We start from the raw sequence: 19,850 nt of genomic DNA, 5'->3' as shown, positions 1-19,850 counted from the left end.
ATTTGACATTTAATCTTACTGACAGTCAAGTTGTAATTGACAATATTCAGAATTAGTTGACATTTGACAATTAAAAAACATTTTAAGCTGTTATTCATCTTTAGTTTATAAAAAACAATTCCAGTGGTGAATAATTATTAAAAGCGCCTTAAAGTAATTATTTGATGATTTTTGAGATTAATCTTTCATATGAGTACCTAAGAATTGTTGGAAACCTAAAATTAATTAGGTTAGAAACTCGATATGCCTGCTTTGGTAGACTTGACCAAAGTAGCACTTCTTCTGTCTGCAGTGGAGAATGCATGTGGGGGATATGTTTTTGATTTGAGGTCCCCTTGTAAAGGGAATGGACACCCTGACAGAATTGAACACCAGTTGGTGTTCTTGATTCCTATCTTAAACAAACCAAACAGAGAATAACTCTGTTATTAATGATGATTTTCATCAGGAGATTTAGATGAAAAAGCTGTTTCTATCAGTATTTGCATCGGTCACAGCGCTTACTGCAGTTGCAGGTGGCCATGATGCATTTTGGAAATCTGCTGGCCAACCCTATAAAGGTGTAACTCTTCAAGGTGTTACTGAAAATACTCCTCCTGGGCAATTTGTTTCAGAGGTCCTGGCCAAGGATTTCGAGAAATTGACCGGTATCAAAGTAAGGCTTGAAACAACATCATGGGATCAAATGTATGATAAGGCCATCAAAGATATGGAGGCCAATACAGGTATCTATGATTTCGTATATATTGAACAAGACATCATTTATTCCTACTTGGATCGGGATTTCTTGGTAAATATTTCTGAAGGTTTAGCGGCAAACCCGAAGCTGCAAGCGCCAAATGTAGACTTTGATGATTTCACAACATTTATCAATTACTTCAAAAACGGAAAGGGAGATGTTTTTGGGGTACCGATGGAAGCCTTCATCAAGGTTTATCTTTACAGAAAAGACCTTTTCGAGAATGCAGAAGCCAGGGCAGCCTTCCGAGCTCGCTATGGATATGGCTTAGAACCAGCTAAAACTTTTGGTCAATACCGAGACAATGCTGAATTTTTTACAAAGTTCTGCGCTGATCAAGGTATGGACTGCTGGGGAACCACTGTTCAGGGTCATACTGGACACCCTGCCTCAACCTATGAACTGTTGGAAACCATCTTCCCAAGCTTTGGAGTTTACAATTGGGGAATCAACATGGACAACTACCAGGCGTCTGTTGAAAATGGTGGCCAATTGAACGGTGGACGAGCAAAAGCTGCTCTAAGATTCTGGACTGGATTGCTTGATTTTGCTCCACCAGAAGCGCTTCAAAGTACATGGAGTGAAGTGGGCGCATCTTTCGCTGCAGGACGAGCTGCACAAGGATGGGTATATGGCGAAAATGCTGCCTGGATTGCGACAGATGAAGAGAGATCTCGTGTCGTAGGTAATGTTGGGGTTGCCCTTCCACCAACTGCTGAGGGTGTAATGATGCAAGCTGCTTCCGGGAATGGCTACATCGGTTATTTCGATGGTGGAGCTTTTGGAATTCCGCATTCTTCTAAGAACAAAGAAGCAACTATGCTTTGGCTGCAATATCTTGGGCAAAATGAAGTGCAAGCTGATTGGGCAATTGCTGGAGGTAGAATTACCCATAAAGCAACATATTCTGATCCAAAAGTTGTAGCAGTTGATGCAAAGGCAGATGCTTATTTCACTTTGATGAGAGATACTGGTTATCTTTTCGCAGGTGCTCCTCCCTATCCATTTCATGGAGCAGGTCGAGCCGCAATTGATCCATTCATTTTCAAAGCACTTGCCGGTGAGTTGACTCCAGAAGAGGCTCTGGATCAAGCAGCAGCAGCAGTGGACGAGCTTATGAAAGAATTGGAATACGCGGAGTAACTTTTCTGGGGCTGATTACCAATCAGCCCCATTTAAAACAAACAATGTAAACTCACTAAATCGTGGTTGGTTCTAAAAGAATTCCTTGGTATCTCCTTTCACCCACAATCGTCATTCTACTGATTGTTGGGTTACTACCATTTATTTATGTTTTAATCGTAAGTTTCTATAATTGGAATCCCTTAGGAAAGTCAGATGAAATGACTTTTATTGCAGGGGATAATTTTAGAAAATTAGTTTTCGATGAAGATTTTTTGTTGAGTGTCTGGCGATCAATTAAATACGCCTTCACCACACTTTTTTTTGAATTCATAATTGGATTTTTATTAGCCTTATCTTTGAGAGAAAGTTTCCCGTTCAGACCTTTATTTAGAATCGTTCATACCCTCCCCTTAGTAGTAGCTCCCATCGTTGTTGGATCGATCTTCAAGCTGTTTACAGTTTCAGGCTTCGGCCCATTCCCTCATTTCTTGAAAGAATGGTTCGGGTACTCTTTTAATTATGGGAGAGACGCGGATCAGGCATTCTGGATGATTGTGTTTATGGACATATGGCATTGGACACCGTTTGTTACTTTGACGCTATTAGCAGGATTGAGTGCTTTGCCAAAAGACCCATATGAATCAGCTAAAATGGATGGGGCTAATGGAATTCAAATTTTCTTTCATCTCACTCTTCCTATGATGGTACCCGTGCTACTCGTTGTAGTCTTCATCAGGTTAATGGATTCTCTGAAGGCAGTTGATGAGATCTGGATGTTAACGAGTGGAGGTCCTGGTGTAGAAACTCGACTAGCTGGAATTCATATCTGGAGGTCAGTGTTTGAAAGTCGATTCTATGGCTATGGTTCTGCAATGTCGATATTTCTACTTTATATAACAATTGTGATTTGTTGGTTACTTTACGTAGTTATGACTTCAAAACAGAATAATGATTAAAAATTTGAAAAAGTTAGTAAAATTTATCATTTGGAGCATTCTTTCGATGATTACGATAATTCCAATTTATTGGATGTTCGTTGTTTCAACTAGAAGTCCTGTTGAACTATTTGGAAAACCAGATTTTTCACCAACTTTTTTTGAAAAAATTTATTGGAAAAATTTCACAAAGCCTTTTGTTGATGGAGTCTATGCAGAATACTTGTGGAACTCAATCATAGTTGCATCTTGTAATGCTATACTGGTTACCATTCTAGCCATTATGGCGACATATGCACTATCGAGATGGAAGTTGGCAGCCTCAGAGAATATTTTCTTCTGGACGATGACAAATAGGATGGCACCTCCTGCCGCTTTCCTGCTACCTCTTTTTCTGCTGTTCTCTATTGTTTTTCGTTATGATGATGTGAGTTTATTTGATACAAAATTAGGATTGATTCTACTTTATTGTGTTTTCAATCTCCCTTTTGCTATCTGGTTACTGAAAGGTATATTTGACGGAATACCAAGAGAATTAGATGAGGCTGTTTTAATCGATGGTGGTAATTATTTTACAATCATATTTAGAATCATTATTCCCCAAGCAGCACCAGGAATTGCAATTACAGCATTATTGAGCTGGATTTTTGCCTGGAATGAATACTTATTGGCTGCAACCTTGACTAGTGTATATGCCCGCACAATACCTACAGGGCTGGCTGAGTTTGTCACCACTACTGGTACGAATTGGGGTGCCATGGCTGCAGTAGGTTTTGTTTCAATGCTCCCTGCTTTGGTCTTTATTAGTCTTGTGCAGCGTCATATCGTATCTGGTTTAACCTTCGGGGCAGTGAAAGGATAACTTATGAAAAAAGGGTTTCTCCCTATAAAAAATAACTGGTTTGATAGGCTGTTTATCGCTGTCATCACTTTTATTGGAATTCAATTTCTTTGGATGCGATTTGTAGAGGAACTTGCTGCTATTGAAGTTTCGATGACTTTGGGTTTTATACTTGGAATTTACATTATAATCAGAGGTTAAATAATTTCATTCTAATTTTGATTTGGCTGTGAACTTAAATCTACTTTAATAAATTTAATCCAGTTTTTGTTGTCATTTCAATCTGCCTCCTTTGCTTCAAAATTTCTGAATACTAATTAAAAAAAGATTGCTGTAAATATACCAGATCAGAATCAATATTTTTTTACAAAATTTATTGGATAACACCATGAAATATCCTAAGGCACTGGACCGCTCATACCCTAACTGGGACGAATCTTACGCTGATTCACTCGATCTGGTTAGTAAACTTATCTATCGCTCTAATCTACTTGGATCAGATCAACGTATTACAAATACTGGGGGAGGGAATACCTCTGCGAAGATTCTCGAAATCGATCCTCTTACTGGTCAGCAAACAGAAGTGTTGTGGGTAAAGGGTTCCGGAGGCGATCTACGCACATCGAAGCGTGAAAATTTCTCTTCTCTATATCAACAGAAACTACTTAATCTCATCCCAAAATATAAATCCGCACCTGTGAAAGGTTATAAGACTAATATTGAAGATGAGATGGTGGGGATGTACCCCCACTGTACTTTCAATCTTAACTCCCGTGCGGCCTCCATTGATACACCCCTGCATGCTTTCATACCACACAAGCATGTGGATCACATGCATCCCAATTCAGTAATCTCAATTGCAGCGTCCAAAAGGTCCCAAGATCTGACAAAAGAAATTTGGGGTGAAGATTTGATATGGTTCCCTTGGCAAAGGCCAGGTTTTGATCTTGGATTACAACTTCAGAAAATTTGCGAGGATCATCCAAAGGCGAGGGGAGTTCTTCTTGGGGGCCATGGAGTAATCAATTGGGCAGATAGTGATCAGGAATGTTATGAATGGACAGTAGAGATTATTCAAAAAGCTGATGCCTATCTCTCAAAGCACGACAAAGGGGAACTCACATTTGGGGGAAATCAATATCCCGATCTCTCGCAAGAGCAGCGAAGAACAGCAATTGTGGAAATTCTCCCTTGGTTGCGTGGACAGGTAGCTTCAGATAAACGATTGATTGCCACAGTTCAGGATGATGACATGATGCGCTACTTCGTCAATTCCAAGGACGTAGTTCGCTTGGCAGAGCTTGGAACTAGTTGCCCAGATCATTTTCTGAGAACCAAAATTAAGCCAATGTATGTTCCATGGGATCCTCACAACCAGAATTTAGATCAACTGAAGAGTTTGATTAAAATAGGTCTGGAGAAATATCGTGAGGATTACACTTCTTATTATGATCGATGTAAGCGTAACGATTCGCCTGCCATAAGAAATACCAACCCAAGTATTGTACTAATTCCCGGCCTTGGCATGATCGCCTGGGGTAAAAACAAAAGTGAGAGCCGCGTCACCGCGGAATTCTACAATTGTGCACTTGAGGTTATGCGCGGTGCAGAGGCTGTGGATGAGTATGTAGCAATTGATCAGCAAGAGGCTTTTGATATCGAGTATTGGCTTTTGGAAGAAGCTAAACTTAGACGAATGCCCCCAGAACAGGAAATGTCCAGACAGGTGGCTGTTGTTATAGGGGCAGGCTCTGGAATTGGAAAAGCTACCTGCCATCGACTCCTCAAAGAAGGTGCACATGTAGTTTGTGCTGACTTCGACTCCTCCAGTTCGGCAAGAACCGCAGATGAATTGGTACAGAAAGTTGGTTTGGGAATTGGAGTCTCTGGGACTGGCTTGAGTTCATGTGGCCCCACCCTCGCCCGAACAGCAAATATGACTGATAGAGAAAGTGTTCGTAACTTGTTTGATGATGTCCTCATGGCCTATGGCGGAATGGATACACTCATCGTCACTGCTGGAATTTTCTTTCCTCCGGATGACTCTGGTCGAATTTCCGATAGCCAATGGCGTCAGACCTATGATGTCAATGTGATTGGTCCTGCAATGGTTGCAGAGGAGGCACACCAAGTTTGGATAAGACAGGAGCTTCCCGCAAATCTGATCCTAACTTCTTCAGTAAATGCGACTGTTAGTAAAGTCGGAAGCTTGGCTTATGACAGTTCCAAAGCTGCCCTGAATCATCTTGTGCGGGAATTAGCCATTCAACTAGCTCCATTTGTACGTGTGAATGCCTTGGCTCCAGCAACTGTAGTCGCCGGTAGCAGTATGTTCCCCAGGGACCGAGTTTTATCTTCTCTTGCGAAGTATCAATTACCGTTCAACGAAGAAGAAGATACAGAAGCTTTGAGAAATCGTCTGGCAACTTTTTATGCGCAGCGGACTCTGCTGAAAACAGAAATTTCCGCTGATCATCAGGCAGAAGCTCTGTTTTTAATGGCCTCAGAGCGACTTTCCAGAACAACAGGACAATTGCTGAACGTGGATGGAGGCCTCCATGAAGCATTTGTTCGCTAAAGGTGTTTGCTCTACTGATAGTGTGACATGAACAACTCAGGCTTTAGTCTCCAACAAAAATCAGATAGTTCTAAAATGATCCATCTCTTGAATGAGAAATATTTAAAAAAACTAACAGATTGAAAATTGTAAAGTATGGATAACTGGACAGAATTAATTGACGACCTGGTTGACGGTAGATGGATGAATCCCGAGACACAGGAGTTAGCTTCGGTACCTTTTGAATCGATCGTAATCAAAGAGAACCTGGAAGGACAAGAGGTTGAACTCCTCAAGCAAGTTGGCTTGAGCAAAAATTTATTGCTCGTCTGTGATGGGACTACCTACAAAGTTCTTGGAAAAAGAATAAAGAACGCTTTCAGTTCATCAGGTGAAATGCAGGTGATAATTCTTGATCATCCTCATGCTGACCTTAGTTTTGTTGAGGAGTTGAGGCCAAAATTGAGCTCATTTGACGGTGTTGTTGCTTGTGGTTCAGGAACAGTGAATGACATTTGTAAACATTCAACAATGCTGAATGGCCAGCGGTATGCGGTTTTTGCGACCTCCGGTTCAATGAATGGCTACACTTCTGCTACAGCCTCAATGCGTTTAGATTCGGGACTGAAAATCTCATTACCATCACATGCACCAGCTGGTTTTTTTGTCGATCTAAGTGTGTCAGCTTCTGCACCATCCTACCTGGCAGCCTCTGGTTTTGGAGATTGTTTATGTCGGTCTGTCGCCCAAGTTGACTGGTGGCTTTCTCACCGTTTGTTGGGAACGCTCTACCTCCAATCTCCCTACATTATTCAAGAGAAAGATGAACCTGAACTGAATTCCCGTGCCGGGCAATTACCGACAGGTGATATTGAAGCTACGGGGTATCTACACCGAGTGCTCACACTTGGGGGCTTGGGTGTTTCATTCTCTGGGGTTTCCAATGCAGGCTCAATGGGCGAACACCAAATTTCTCATTACATAGATTGCTTCGCTGGAGATCGACACCCAGGGACCTTGCATGGTCAACAGGTTGGAGTTGCTTCTTTAACGATGGCCAGACTTCAAAGTCAGTTACTCAGTTCCGATAAACCACCAACGCTGAAGGAAACCATCATTGATTTGCCGGATATGGAAAGGCGAATGGGTAAAGAAATAGCCAAACAATGTAGAGATGAGTTTTCCAAGAAGTCTTTTGAAGGTGCGTTCTTGGAGCAGGCTAATGAGAGATTGCAGGAGATATGGACAGAACTGAAAGAAGAAGTACAGCCGTTTTTGATTTCAGTCGATGAAATGGAAGAGATGCTGAAGTCCTCTGGTGGGGCTGTCAACTATAAGGAGCTTGGAGTAGATGCTGAACTATATCGCGATGCGATTGTCCATTGCCGAGAGATGCGGAACCGCTTCTCTTTCCTAGACATCGCTGCTGATGCTGGCTTATTGGAAGATTTCGCCTCAGAGGAAATGAATTGCGCCTGATCAATCATATTCCAACAGAAGTTTGTCAAAATCTTCGGGGAGTTTTCTTCGACATTGATGACACAGTGACCACCGATGGCCGCTTAGAAGGAGCAGCATACCTTGCCATTGAAAAGCTTCAACAAGCTGGCTTAGTCACCATACCCATCACAGGTAGACCAGCTGGCTGGTGTGATATGATTGCGCGCTTCTGGCCAGTTGATGGAGTTGTGGGAGAAAACGGCGCGTTCTATTTTGCTTACGATCGAAATGCTGCGAAGATGCGCAGATGTTATGTAAGGAGTGAGGCACAACGACTCGAAGACCAGACAAAACTTTCCACACTCGAAAAGGAAATTCTCCAAAAGGTTTCTGGTTCAGCAATCAGTGCAGATCAGGCCTACCGGGAAGCAGATTTGGCTGTTGACTTTTGTGAAGATGTAGTCCCTCTTCCAAACGAATCAGTACTGAAGATTAAAAAAATATTTGAAGTCGCAGGTGCTGTTGCCAAAATCTCATCAATTCACGTCAACGGTTGGTTTGGGGATTATGACAAGCTCTCGACATGCCAGTTGTTTGTTAGTTCAAAATTGGGTTTCGAATTGAGTGAACAACGAGAGAAGTTTATTTATGTTGGTGATAGCCCGAATGACGAACCCATGTTTCAGTACTTCCCAAATGCTGTTGGCGTTGCCAATGTGCAAAATTTCAAAGATCAACTTCGACACCCTCCAACGTGGGTGACCTGCCAAGAAAGTGGAGCGGGATTTGTTGAGCTAGTTGACCATCTGTTGAAAAATAGAATTTAGACATTTTTGAAAAAATACTTTTTCAAAAATTGTAATTCTCTTTGACTCAAACACTGAGTTAAGAATCAATAAACCCCAATTTGGAGCACCATTTCCATGACCAAGGCTGAGAAAGAATTACGACAAGCAATCATTGATAAGTGTCTTTGGATGAACGCATCAGGACTCAACCAAGGTACTTCTGGGAATATCTCTGCTAGATACAAGAACCAGATGTTGATCACTCCAAGCGGGATTCCCTACGAGCAATTGAAACCAGAAATGATTACTTCCATGCCCTTAGAGGGAGAATATGGAAGTTGGGAAGGGCTACTCAAGCCTTCTACAGAATGGCGTTTTCACTTGGACATCATCAAGTCACGCCCCCAAGTGAATGGCGTTGTTCACACTCACTCAACCTATGCGACCACAATTGCAATCACAGGTCGGGGAATACCAGCCTGCCACTACATGATTGCAGCTGCAGGAGGACCAACGATTCGTTGTGCTCCGTATGCCCGGTACGGTACAGAAGCGCTGTCCCAATATGCTTTGGAGGCTTTGGAGGACAGAAATTGCTGCTTACTTGCGAATCATGGGATGATTGCAACAGGAACTTCGTTGGACAAAGCAATGTGGCTGGCAGTTGAACTGGAAACCATCTCGAAGCAGTACTACCACAGCCTGTTGATTGGAGGACCAAACATTCTGACAGATGCTCAGATTGATGAAACTATGAAAGGTTTCTCAACCTACGGACTGCAAGATCCAAAATAATTTTCACCCTCCCCGTAGTAAGTGCAACAAAAAAATTTGTTCTTGAATTCAGAACTACGTAAAAAATTTGTTGCGCTTATCCTTCTCTACATTCCTCCCTCAAGAGCATAAGAAACTTTGAATAATTCTGCGGTGTCTTTCCGCAAGGCACGCCTCGCTATTTCGTTTATTTTCTTCACAAACGGGATGGGGTTTGCCTCCATTGCACCACACCTGCCTTGGCTTCAAAATAAGTTCCAGCTTACTGAATCAGAAATGGGGTTGATGTTGTTGTGTCATGCCATCGGTGCAGTCACGATGATGCTTGTTGCTGGGAGGGTGATCCACTCATTCGGCAGCCGTCTTCCGGTGATTATGGGAGGGTGCCTGCTTATTTTATTGCTTCCTTTAGTTTTTTGGTTGGATCAGATTACGATAATCATCCTTGTTCTGATCATTGCTGGAGCAGGGATTGGAACCATGGACGTAGCAATGAACGCTCAAGCTGTGATGGTTGAAAATGGCTTGGAGAAACCCATCATGTCATCCTTCCATGGACTCTGGAGCCTGGGAGCAATGACCGGAGGAGCGACTGCAACGGTTGCCCTGACTATGAATTTTACACCTCTCCAACACGTAGCATTTTCATCTTTGATTTTGACGATAATCCTTGGAGCTTCATCCTTCTCGATGATTCCCTCCCCACAGGAGGAAAAGGGTGAAAAAACTCCATTACTGGTGAGACCCTCTGGCAAAGTGCTTTCGCTTGGTCTTTTGTGTTTGCTAGGAATGGTTTCGGAGGGTACTGCTGTGGACTGGTCGGCAATCTATTCAAGCTCAGTCCTTGGTGCTTCCCCCAGCCAAGCTGCGCTTACCTTCACGATCTTTACGATGACAATGATGATCGGAAGACTAACCGGTGATTGGGTGATCCTTAAGCTGGGTAGAGTTCAACTCGTCAGGTATACAGCGGCACTTGGTGCACTTGGACTAGGTCTTGGGCTTTTCTGGGGAACAACTTTTTCAGCATGGCTCGGTTTTGCTTGCTTGGGATTCGGTTTGGCAAACATTGTCCCGATCATGTTTGGAGAGGCGAGCCGCCTTCCTGGTGTCTCTGCTGGTACTGGAATCGCCGGAGTTGCGACTTTGGGTTACTGTGGGTTTTTGTTAGGACCACCGATAATAGGATTTTTGGCTGAATTAATTGGGCTTCAAGGTGCTTTGGGGTTGATCGTTGTATTTTGTTTGATCCTCGGAGTTTTTGGCCCAGGAATGCTCAGTGAAAACAAGGTAACAAAGAACTAATAACGAATCCTCACCCTGCTAAGCTTTTTGAAGAGCGTGTTCAGTCCCAACAGTTTGGATGTCATTGATTTTGCGAAGAATGTGATGCCGGATTGCATCCAAGCAGGCTTCCAAATTTCTGCCCCTTAAGACTTCCAACAATGAGACATGGCGCTTGGCATGTTCGTTTAGTTCATTTTTGGTATGTGGGTAAAGTACATGCTCCAAAGACCAAATGATGTTAGAAGCTCCTGACAGCTTCCAACTTCGGCTGAGAATCCGATTTTGCGCAGCATCCATCATCAACGTATGAAATTCCATATCGAGTTCAATGTCTGAGACAGGGTCCAGTTCATCAGCAGCTGAAAACATGGATTGAATCAAGCATTCAAGATGATCACAGTGCCTTTGCCAATCTCTGGAATTCATTCTCTCCAGTGCCTGTTTGAGTGCTAATTCCTCCAAAGCAACACGGACATGAAGGCCATCCTGTAACTCCTCTGAGTCAAAACTGGCGATATAGGTCCCATTTTTCGGATGGACTTCAATGAAGCCATGTAATTCCAAAGTACGAATCGCTTCACGCACGGGAGTCCGGCTGACCCCAAACTGTTTGCTCAATTCAACTTCTGAGATTTTATCGGAGGCTCTCAATTTTCCGGTGATAATTGCATTTCTGATCGAAGTAAGCACTTGATCCCGGAGGCTGGAACGATCAATTTTTTCTAGAAGTCGTATGTTGCTCAACAGAGAATTACTTTCTGACCTTTCAGTCTTTCCAAGATTCATCACTAGGGGCTCCACGATTTAGCAGTTTGCAGGAGTAAACTGCTTCTGGATCAAAAGGGAATTCTGCTTCAACTTCAGGAGTGATCTCAATCCCAATTCCAGGGGTAGTTGGACAGGTTATGTGCCCATTCTCAATTCGTAAACTATCTGCGAGCAACACATCCCCAAGAGGGAAAGCTAACATAGGATACTCAACCAATTTCCCTCCGAGCCCGAATGCAGCGTGGTAATTGGCCATCATTGCGACAGGTCCCCCCCAAGCATGAACCACTGCAGCTGTTTTGGTCTCCGCAGATGCTTCAAAAATCTCTTCCAACGCTGAAAAACCCCCAATCACTGAGGCATCAGGCTGAACGAATTCGTACACCTGATCTCTCATTCGGCTGATCATGTCCCATGGAGTAGTAATGATTTCTCCCCCACAGACTGGAACAAGAGTCTTTTTTCTAAGTTCTTTGAATCCTCCGGTATCATGTGGCCCAATTGCTTCCTCAACAAAGGCCATTTCCTGTCCTGAAAGATTCTGAGTTTTTTCAATGAACTGAACAACATCATTGACTGCTTGAGGAGGATTTGCCAAATTTTGGCACATGTCTACGCCTACCTTCATTCCTCTGTTGTTTGCATCATTTAAGACCCAAGCGGTGCGATAAATATCAGATTTGACCGAACGTATTTTAAAGAGATCAATGCCTAATTTTGAGAGCATGTCCATCTCTTGAGTAAAATGCTCTTTGGTATCACAGATGCCACCACTCCCATATGCTCGGATGCTCTTGTCTGGAGAATCTGTAAAGAGCTGCCAAGCTGGCTTTCCCATACTTTTTGAATGAGCATCTACCAAGGCAATTTCGAAGGCACTGATTACATGTCTGGCAGCCCCTTGCAGGGACCAATAATCGCAGATTCTACACAAGTCACGAACTCGCTCCTTGCGATCGAATGCCTCCGTACCTTCCAGATAGGGTCTGCACAAGTCCACAATGGCTCTGAAAACTTCAGGAGCAAACACGGCGAGGTAACCTTCTCCAACCCCTTTCACTCCATTGTCTAGAGTAATTTCCACCATCCCTACCGTACGTTTAGGACCATTCGGGAAGCACTCAAGAATTTCTGGATGATCTGCGTGGGCGTATGGAGAACTCAGTAATAAGGTTTTTATTTGACTGATCAGTGGCATCTCAGTACCCCTTACTAAGGTCAATTTCGTTAATCAACTCTTCCCCTTTTCGGTGTCGCTGAAGATTATTATCGAAGAAATCCAATTTTCTGTCAGTTTCTTGGGGCATCCCTCCAGAGGTATGTTGAGTCAAGAGGAGATTAGGGGTAGTCCAAAGTGGATCCTTCGGACCTAAAGGCTCATCATCAGTGACATCTAGCACAGCCCCAGCCAACTGTTCTGTCTCCAGCATCTGGATCAACGCAGGTGTATCAACAATATTGCTACGACCAAAATTCAAAAAAATCGCATTTTTGGGAAGTAGAGCTAGGCGTTCAGAGTGTAAAATATGGTTGGTCTTTGGAGTAGCAGGTACCGCACAGACCAGGATGTCAGCTTGGTTTAGTGCTTGGTCTAATTGAACTGAGTTGTAGTCACTGCCAAACACGGAAATCTCGCACTTGAAAGGTGCCAGGTAGGCAATTAATTGCTGATGGATCGCCCCTCTACCGATTAGAACGACCTTTCTTCCCATCAATGTTCTCAGTGATTCACGCAAGTCATCCCCAGCCCATTTCCTTTCCGTTTGTAGCTGTCTAAGTTGATTCAACTGGCGATAAAGCGAAAAAATCCCACCCAGGATGGATTCAGCTACAGGGACTCTAAAGAAACCCTTGAGATTTGTGATCGTCAGATCCTTTTGCTGAATAAGTTGGGCATACGGCAAGTACTCTCCAAAACCTACTGAGATCAATTGAATCCACTTCATTTGATTGGCATGCGGCAACCAATCTGCTGGGGGATTCCCAAAGCAAATAGAAGATTCGATAAAATCTACAGGAGGATCAGTCTCGTTTCCATTTCCTTGGTAAAAACAGGCTTGCTGCACCCCCTGAATTCTTTGCAATCGCTCTTGCTGTTGTTCATCAAGCTTTTGATAAGAGTAAACTTTCATGCAGTAACCACTCTTGGGGTCCCACATTGAATCAACATTTGGCGTGCTTCTTCACGGTATTGTTCCCGAATGTCCCTTGTGGGTGGACGGCAACGGCTCGATGGGAGCCCGATCAGCTCCATACAAAGTTTATCGACAAAGCCATCTCCGACTGTGTATGTCTGTTCAATTTTTTTCCATAGTCGATAGTATGGCAAAGCCTCTTTAATCATGTCCAGTTCCACTTGCTTATAGTCACCGGCTTCCAAGGTAGCCAACAACTTGACACCCCACTCTGGCCAGTGATTGCAAAGGTGAACTTCGAAAGCCTTTGCGCCCAGCATATGACTGATGGGGAACAGGAGGTCATTGTCAATGACTGTCAACTTGGATGAGAAGGTCTGGACAACATCTTCAAATTCCATCGCAACGGACCTTTTTGTAGCCCATTTGAGACCAACGAGTTGGGGAATTTCAATCAGCCTCTCCACCATCCCAAAAGACACTTCAGCACTTGTCCAGAAGGTGTTGTAGATGATCAGACCAATCTTCGCTGAGCGGCTGACAGCCAAGATGTGCTCATAAAAATCATCCTGAGTATGGTTAAAGTAGAACGGGCAGGAAACCTGGATAAATGAAGCTCCAATTTCCTCAGCCACCTGGGCTAGTCGTACAAGTTCAAATGTGCTGGTTGTCTGAGCTCCCACTGCGACAGGGATGTCTCCAGCAGCATCTTTGACAATTCTGGCAACTTGAACTCGCTCCTCAAAACTCATTGTAGAAAAATCCCCTGCTGCACCTCCGGCCAGCAGCACCGCATTTTTTCGATTGATCCCGTTATTTCTCAAGAAAGTAATATGTTGCCTGATTCCGTCTTGATTGATGGTCATGTCGGGATCGTTGAACAATGTCGGAATTGTGATGTACAGACCCTCAAGGTCTTTTTTTAATTGGGTGTAATCCATAGTTCAATAGTGTTTGGTGTGAAGTTGAATCAACTCTGCCTCACTTCTTTCATGAAGAAGACGAATTTCATAGTGCTTGACAGCCAGATAGCTACGCAAGAATTCTTGGTCGAATTTCTTGATGAAGTCTACATCGTGCTCAAGTTGGTGAAGACAATCCTCTAGCGTTTCAGGCAAACGTTGAATATTAGGATGCTGGCTCTTTTGAGCACTGGATGTGGGTACAATCGGGACTTCTGTGATGTTTTTTGCCAATCCCAGCATGCCAGCGTGAATCATCCCGGCAAGCATGAGATAGGCATTTGCACTGGCATCTGCTGTTCTCATTTCGAAATGAGTTGCCTGATCACCCTCCCCGATCTGTGTCATTCTAATCGCGGCCTTTCGGTCAGCTACTGCAAAATTGTTGTAGTAGGCTGTCCAACGGGGTGGTTTATAGCGCATCGGTGAGATCACACTGGGTGATGTGAAAGCGAGCAGGCCTCCAAGATGACCAAGCAATCCATTTAGGAAAGCTCCTGCCAGTTCAGAAACCTTCCCGTTAGCTCCGAGATTACAGGGTTGTCCATTCAACTTGCGTAACGAAAAATGAATGTGCAGTCCGCTGCCTACCTTGGCCTGATCAACAATAGGTGAAAATGATAGATGCCGCTTCCGCTTGGTGGCGAGAATCTGACCAATTGCTTTAGTCAGCACCATTTGATCTGCTGCTTCCATTGGAGAATTGCGATTGATCGCCAATTCGTATTGAGAAGTACCATTCTCAGAGTGAATGGACTTCAATCCCACACCAGAACTAATCAGTAATTCTGCGTACTCAGCAAGAAATTTTTCTTCCTCAATAAAGGATTCAAGAGAGTAAGCATTTAAATAGCTGCGCGAGTTGTCCAATAGATAAAATTCCAACTCGATACCGATTTCGAGTTCCAGTTCATATTTTGTTCGAAGTTGATGAAGGGCATCCTCCAAAATGCTTCGTGTACAAGAACCCCACGGTGAACCATCAAGGTTAAGAAATTTACCAAAGAGCAATCGGCTATTTATCAGCCCATCCTCACTTTTAATGCTAATTGGTTTTTCTAGAGCTGGAACAAATTGTAGATCACCGACCTCCACGTCTGGTAAAGGGGTAAGGGCGCCAAAAAAAGTAATCAGTGCGTTGCTTGGAATCCAACCTGTTTTGCAGTCTTGAATCGGTTTTTCCGTGGGATGACAAAGGGTTTTCCCCCTTAAAATTCCTGAGAAGTCATCTTGGCAGATGTGTAAGAAGTCTTCCGGAAAGCTCATGTGTTAGCCTCTTCTTTGTGAAATATGCCAAGGAATCATCAGCCGCTCCACAAGAGTAACAATCCCAAAAAGGCCAAGTCCCAAAAGAGTCAAAAGAAATATTCCAGCGAAAGCTAAATCAGGTCTCATGTTCCCAGTGACAATTTGAATGTAGAAGCCGAGGCCTTGGTCACTACCTATGAATTCTGCAATGGCGGCCCCAACAGTCGCATTGATGGCAGCATACTTGATGCCCACAAAACATTGGGGTAGAGCAAAGGGGATGCGAATCTTAAGGAAAATTTTGATTTTAGAGGAACCAGTGATTTGGGAAAACCGATCCAGTTCCTGACTCAATGAGCCAAAGGCAAGAATCGCATTCAAAACAATTGGGAAGAAACAGACCAAAAAGACAATAATCACTTTGGGAAGCAGGCCAAAACCCAGCCAGGAAATGAATAGAGGGGCAAAAGCAATCTTGGGGACCATTTCCACGCTGACTAGGAATGGATATAAAGTTTTCCGCAGGATGTTCGAAAAGGTAATCGCCACTCCAATGGGAATTGCTAGGCAGATTGCAACCACAAACCCCAGAACAGTTTCTAATCCAGTGATGTAGGTGTACTGCATCAAGCGCGGCAGGTCTGCAGCGGAATTTGTGATGATTTCAGAGGGCTTGTTGAGAATATATTTGGGGACCTCAAACCAATCTATCGACCACTCCCACAATAGGAAGAAGCATGCGAAGAAGGCAAACATCATCCAGGATTCAGAGATCCATCGAACCAGGCGATTCAATGCTTTTTCACTCATAGCACCCCGTATCCGTGAAAGACAGAGTGTATGTCCCCAATATACTGAATAAATCTTGGATCCTGTTTGACTGCCAGGTTCCTTGGGTAGTCCATTTCAATATCAACAACTTTATCGATTTTTCCAGGACGCGGGCTGATCAGATAGACCCGAGTTGACATCTGCACAGCTTCTTCAATGCTATGCGTTACCATCACGACAGTTGGTTTTTTGTCGAGCCATAGCTTCTGCAAATCTCCTCGAATATTTTCACGAGTCATCGCATCCAACTTGCCAAGGGGTTCATCCAGTAAAAGTGTCTGAGGTTGATGAATCAAAGCTTGGCATAGTGCAGCTCTTTGCTGCATCCCGCCAGAAAGTTCATGGGGCATCCTCTGCTCCATACCCTTCAGAGAGACGGAATTCAGCAAAGAATCGATTTTCTCACGAAAATTTTCTGGTCTCTCCCCTCTCAATTCTAACTGTAATTCGATATTCCCCAATACGGTCCGCCAGGGCACAAGCGTGCTTTCTTGGAACATGACCCCGATGTCATTTCTCGGAGAACGGACTGGGGTCTGGTTCAAAGAGATTTTCCCTGATGATGGTTTTTCCAAACCAGCTAGCATCATTAGCAATGTGGATTTTCCGCAACCGGAGGGACCAAGCAGTGAAACAAACTCACCTTCTTGGATGTCTAGGTCAGCGGGGCCAAAAGCGACAAGGGGGCCATCATCAGTCGTAAAGACTTTTGAAACTCCCTGAATTTGAATCGCCGTGTTCAAAAGGAACTTAGGAGGATGATGGGAGGTTTGAATGCCTCCCAATATTATTGAAAGTTATTATGGAATGAACTGATTTGTGTAGAAGGCGGAGGATGGATCGCTAGTCTTTAAATCATTAAATTCTTTCATCAATGAAATCATGTCTTCCCAGTCAGAAGCAACATGATAACCAAGCTTTCGGCTGGTGTTCTCCTTTGAATAAAGGATGCCTAAGGTCACATCCAAGACCGATCGAGCTTGGGCAACGCCTGCCTCTTCTGCCATGGTACCACCTACAATGTCAGCCATTGACTGAACTGCCATATCTGGATTTTTCTCGGTTTCCTTGTAGGCAATCACAGAGGCACGGACAAAGCGCTCGACTAATCCAGGATTGTTTTCGAGAGTGTCCTGATGTGTGGAAATACAATATCCAACCTGATTCACACCATAATCGGAATAGGCAAAGGCAACAGGATCATCACCACCATTGGCTTTGATTTCAGCTGGCTTGTCATCCAATCCCCCGAGGATAGCTACAGATCCCCCTGAACCTTGGAGGTAGCTTGAAACCAAGGCACCATCAGGCACATTGGTCAAGTTGACATCACTGACTGACATGCCGTTGTTCTGAAGAACGAGCGGGAAGAAGGTATTCACTCCTGCATTGGCTGTCGTCAAAATTTTCTTTCCTTTTAGATCTTGAACAGTTTTCACTCCACTATCCGGTCTAACGAGAATCGCTTCTGTACCGGTTGCATCAATTACTGCGACAGAAACAATTGGAGCTCCCTTGGCAGCTAAATTTACCATTGCTGCACAAGATCCGTAAGCAAAATGGCTATCTTTATTCGCTACAAGTCGGTGTGCTGAGGATGAACCGTTGCCAGAGCGAATATCGAGATCAATCCCGGCTGCTTTGTACAAGCCCTTATCCTTGCCATATGCAAAACCTGCATGGGAACCATAATACATCCAGTTCAGTCGCAATCTAACCTCATCAGCAGCCTGCACAGTCGCTACAGTTGCTAGTAAGACTAAGCTCAAGATAGAGATAATTTTCTTCATTCTAACTCCTGGACAATAGCGGGCAATGCCGCGTGGTTACTAAATAGGAGAAATGTTAACCCCAACTTCACCCGTAACAATGAAGCAGAGCCCACGAACTCAAAATATGTTCGCATTCATTTTATATACATTATAAAATCGATAAGTCTACTTTATTGGGTAAGTATGAGTGAAAAAATCCAAGAAATTCTGTCAGTTTGCCGAATTGATGGGGGCCACCTTGTACGAGTTAGTTAAATTGGATATGAGAGTTGATAAATAATGAAACGAAAATCAACTCATTTAGAAGGAGGAAGCATGATATCAAAATTTCCCATGTAGTCTTTTCCAGTAAGCATAAGAGCACTATTGCTCAAGCTTTCGCTCAAATTTACGAAAGGCACGGTCAGCCTTGGGGAGATCCCAAGTCTTCTGGTTTCGGATTTATTAGGTAGCGATGAATGAAGTGTACTTTCATTAAAAAATATAAATTCTCCGGGATTCAATTCTATGAATGTAGCATCATTGGGCTCAAAAGCATCAATATCCGCAGTTTTCTCAAACATCTTTAAACCGTCAGTCTGAATATGTGGATATAGCTTTTTATGGCTACCAGACAAGATTTGCATACATCCATTTGATTTTTCTACACGATCAATAGCTATCCAAGCAGATAATATAACATTGGGTGAAGGTTGAAAATATGCACAATCTTGATGCCAGGGAACACCAGTATCCCACTCATCTTGTTGGCTTAAGGGCAATTTGAGCTGAAAATTGCTTCTCCAGAGAACAATATCAGGTCCTAATATACTTTCTGCCTTTTTTGCCAAATTTGGATGAGTTAGTAACTGATACACCGTTGAATTGTCTAAATGCCGATTATGACAGAAATATTTTTCATCTATTTTAGATGCAAGGGCTGGTTCAAAAATTTCAATATCAAGCCTGTTTCTGAACTGACCCATTTCTAATTCTGAAATAAGTGTTAATGGCCCGATCCATCCGTTTTCATGATATTGCTGTACTTCGTATTTGGATAACCCTTGGTAATTTTCATCCATGGGAAATACTCTTTGAACATTTTAGATTGGAAAGGTAATACGTAAATTTGATCTAAAACAAAGATTTCTATTTGTTAGTTGAAATAAATTTTTTGATAAATTATATGACACTCTGCATAAGCTTCAATAGACAGTTTGCTTTTAGAGGATTCTGAATTTTTTTAAAATTACTTGGATACCGAGTTAGATCATATAAAAACTACTAGTAGTGTTCTTATTTAACGTGAGTTTTGGATAAGCGGGAGCCACCTGATAGTCTGAGGGATTGATATTTCCAGGCATCATCCCCGACCAAGGAGGCTCCCATGGATTTGACGACCATCTATTGCAATCTTGACGATTTCTACTGCAATTTCAGTTTTGAGGGGCCACAAGATCTGTTACTTGGGCCTCGTCGTGTTCGCCAACGTTCCACAAGCCTGAGCCCGAGTGAACTCATGACCCTTCTCGTCCTGTTCCATCAATCTCAAGGCTACCGCAACTTCAAGGGCTACTACACCGAACAGGTCCTTGGGCGCTGGCATCGTGAGTTTTCCGATGCCCCCAGCTACACTCGTGTGGTCCAGCTTCTTCCTCGGGTCCTTTGG

General features: G+C 43.4%; 18 protein-coding genes. 9 read left to right on the top strand and 9 right to left on the bottom strand.

Annotated elements, in window-relative coordinates:
- Positions 1-457: 457 nt before the first annotated feature.
- The 8 genes from P8O70_07670 (at position 458) to P8O70_07635 (ending at position 10,504) form a co-directional block, all read left to right on the top strand.
- Entirely contained in the window at positions 458-1,882 is a 1,425-nt protein-coding gene (locus tag P8O70_07670; protein ID MDG2196757.1) for an extracellular solute-binding protein, read from the top strand.
- Positions 1,883-1,944: 62 nt separating this feature from the next.
- The gene (locus P8O70_07665) at positions 1,945-2,820 is read left to right on the top strand and encodes a sugar ABC transporter permease (protein MDG2196756.1); all 876 of its coding nucleotides are present in this window, start codon (positions 1,945-1,947) and stop codon (positions 2,818-2,820) included.
- Positions 2,813-3,661, top strand: a complete 849-nt coding sequence (locus P8O70_07660) for a carbohydrate ABC transporter permease (GenBank protein ID MDG2196755.1) — start codon at positions 2,813-2,815, stop codon at positions 3,659-3,661. The genes P8O70_07665 and P8O70_07660 overlap by 8 nt, the downstream gene beginning before the upstream one ends.
- Positions 3,662-4,028: 367 nt before the next feature.
- A complete protein-coding gene (locus P8O70_07655; GenBank protein MDG2196754.1) occupies positions 4,029-6,218 on the top strand; it encodes a bifunctional rhamnulose-1-phosphate aldolase/short-chain dehydrogenase in 2,190 nt (729 codons plus the stop codon).
- 135 nt (positions 6,219-6,353) lie between these two features.
- Positions 6,354-7,676 carry an iron-containing alcohol dehydrogenase gene (locus tag P8O70_07650; protein MDG2196753.1) on the top strand — a complete coding sequence of 441 codons (1,323 nt, stop codon included), beginning with the start codon at positions 6,354-6,356 and terminating at the stop codon, positions 7,674-7,676.
- A complete protein-coding gene (locus P8O70_07645; protein ID MDG2196752.1) occupies positions 7,667-8,464 on the top strand; it encodes an HAD-IIB family hydrolase in 798 nt (265 codons plus the stop codon). The genes P8O70_07650 and P8O70_07645 overlap by 10 nt, the downstream gene beginning before the upstream one ends.
- Positions 8,465-8,560: 96 nt before the next feature.
- Complete coding sequence (locus P8O70_07640) at positions 8,561-9,220, top strand: class II aldolase/adducin family protein (GenBank protein ID MDG2196751.1); 660 nt, start codon at positions 8,561-8,563, stop codon at positions 9,218-9,220.
- A 117-nt stretch (positions 9,221-9,337) separates the two neighbouring features.
- Positions 9,338-10,504, top strand: a complete 1,167-nt coding sequence (locus tag P8O70_07635) for an MFS transporter (GenBank protein MDG2196750.1) — start codon at positions 9,338-9,340, stop codon at positions 10,502-10,504.
- A gap of 18 nt (positions 10,505-10,522) precedes the next feature.
- On the opposite strand, the gene P8O70_07630 is transcribed toward P8O70_07635, so the two are convergent.
- The 9 genes from P8O70_07630 to P8O70_07590 form a co-directional block, all read right to left on the bottom strand.
- Positions 10,523-11,272: a GntR family transcriptional regulator gene (locus tag P8O70_07630; protein ID MDG2196749.1), complete on the bottom strand. Its 750-nt coding sequence runs from the start codon at positions 11,270-11,272 to the stop codon at positions 10,523-10,525.
- Positions 11,253-12,452 (bottom strand): enolase C-terminal domain-like protein, encoded by a 1,200-nt coding sequence (locus P8O70_07625; protein ID MDG2196748.1) that lies wholly within the window; start codon positions 12,450-12,452, stop codon positions 11,253-11,255. Before P8O70_07625 ends, P8O70_07630 begins: the two co-directional genes overlap by 20 nt.
- Position 12,453: 1 nt before the next feature.
- Positions 12,454-13,386: a D-2-hydroxyacid dehydrogenase gene (locus P8O70_07620; protein MDG2196747.1), complete on the bottom strand. Its 933-nt coding sequence runs from the start codon at positions 13,384-13,386 to the stop codon at positions 12,454-12,456.
- Positions 13,383-14,330, bottom strand: coding sequence for a dihydrodipicolinate synthase family protein (locus P8O70_07615; GenBank protein ID MDG2196746.1), 948 nt, complete (start codon positions 14,328-14,330; stop codon positions 13,383-13,385). Before P8O70_07615 ends, P8O70_07620 begins: the two co-directional genes overlap by 4 nt.
- Before the next feature lie 3 nt (positions 14,331-14,333).
- On the bottom strand, positions 14,334-15,617 hold the full coding sequence (locus P8O70_07610) for a hypothetical protein (GenBank protein MDG2196745.1): 1,284 nt from the start codon (positions 15,615-15,617) through the stop codon (positions 14,334-14,336).
- 3 nt (positions 15,618-15,620) lie between these two features.
- Positions 15,621-16,409 (bottom strand): ABC transporter permease, encoded by a 789-nt coding sequence (locus tag P8O70_07605; protein MDG2196744.1) that lies wholly within the window; start codon positions 16,407-16,409, stop codon positions 15,621-15,623.
- Entirely contained in the window at positions 16,406-17,173 is a 768-nt protein-coding gene (locus P8O70_07600) for an ABC transporter ATP-binding protein (GenBank protein ID MDG2196743.1), read from the bottom strand. Before P8O70_07600 ends, P8O70_07605 begins: the two co-directional genes overlap by 4 nt.
- Before the next feature lie 57 nt (positions 17,174-17,230).
- A complete protein-coding gene (locus P8O70_07595) occupies positions 17,231-18,220 on the bottom strand; it encodes an ABC transporter substrate-binding protein (GenBank protein MDG2196742.1) in 990 nt (329 codons plus the stop codon).
- Positions 18,221-18,498: 278 nt separating this feature from the next.
- Positions 18,499-19,263, bottom strand: coding sequence for a phytanoyl-CoA dioxygenase family protein (locus P8O70_07590; protein MDG2196741.1), 765 nt, complete (start codon positions 19,261-19,263; stop codon positions 18,499-18,501).
- Positions 19,264-19,568: 305 nt separating this feature from the next.
- Between P8O70_07590 and P8O70_07585 the strand changes: the two genes are divergently transcribed.
- The coding region (locus tag P8O70_07585) for an IS982 family transposase (protein MDG2196740.1) at positions 19,569-19,850 on the top strand (282 nt) is incomplete at its 3' end.

Source organism: SAR324 cluster bacterium (assembly GCA_029245725.1).
Classification (GTDB): domain Bacteria; phylum SAR324; class SAR324; order SAR324; family NAC60-12; genus JCVI-SCAAA005.
Note: the sequence above shows the minus strand (reverse complement) of the source record. Positions and strands in the feature narration are given on the sequence as shown.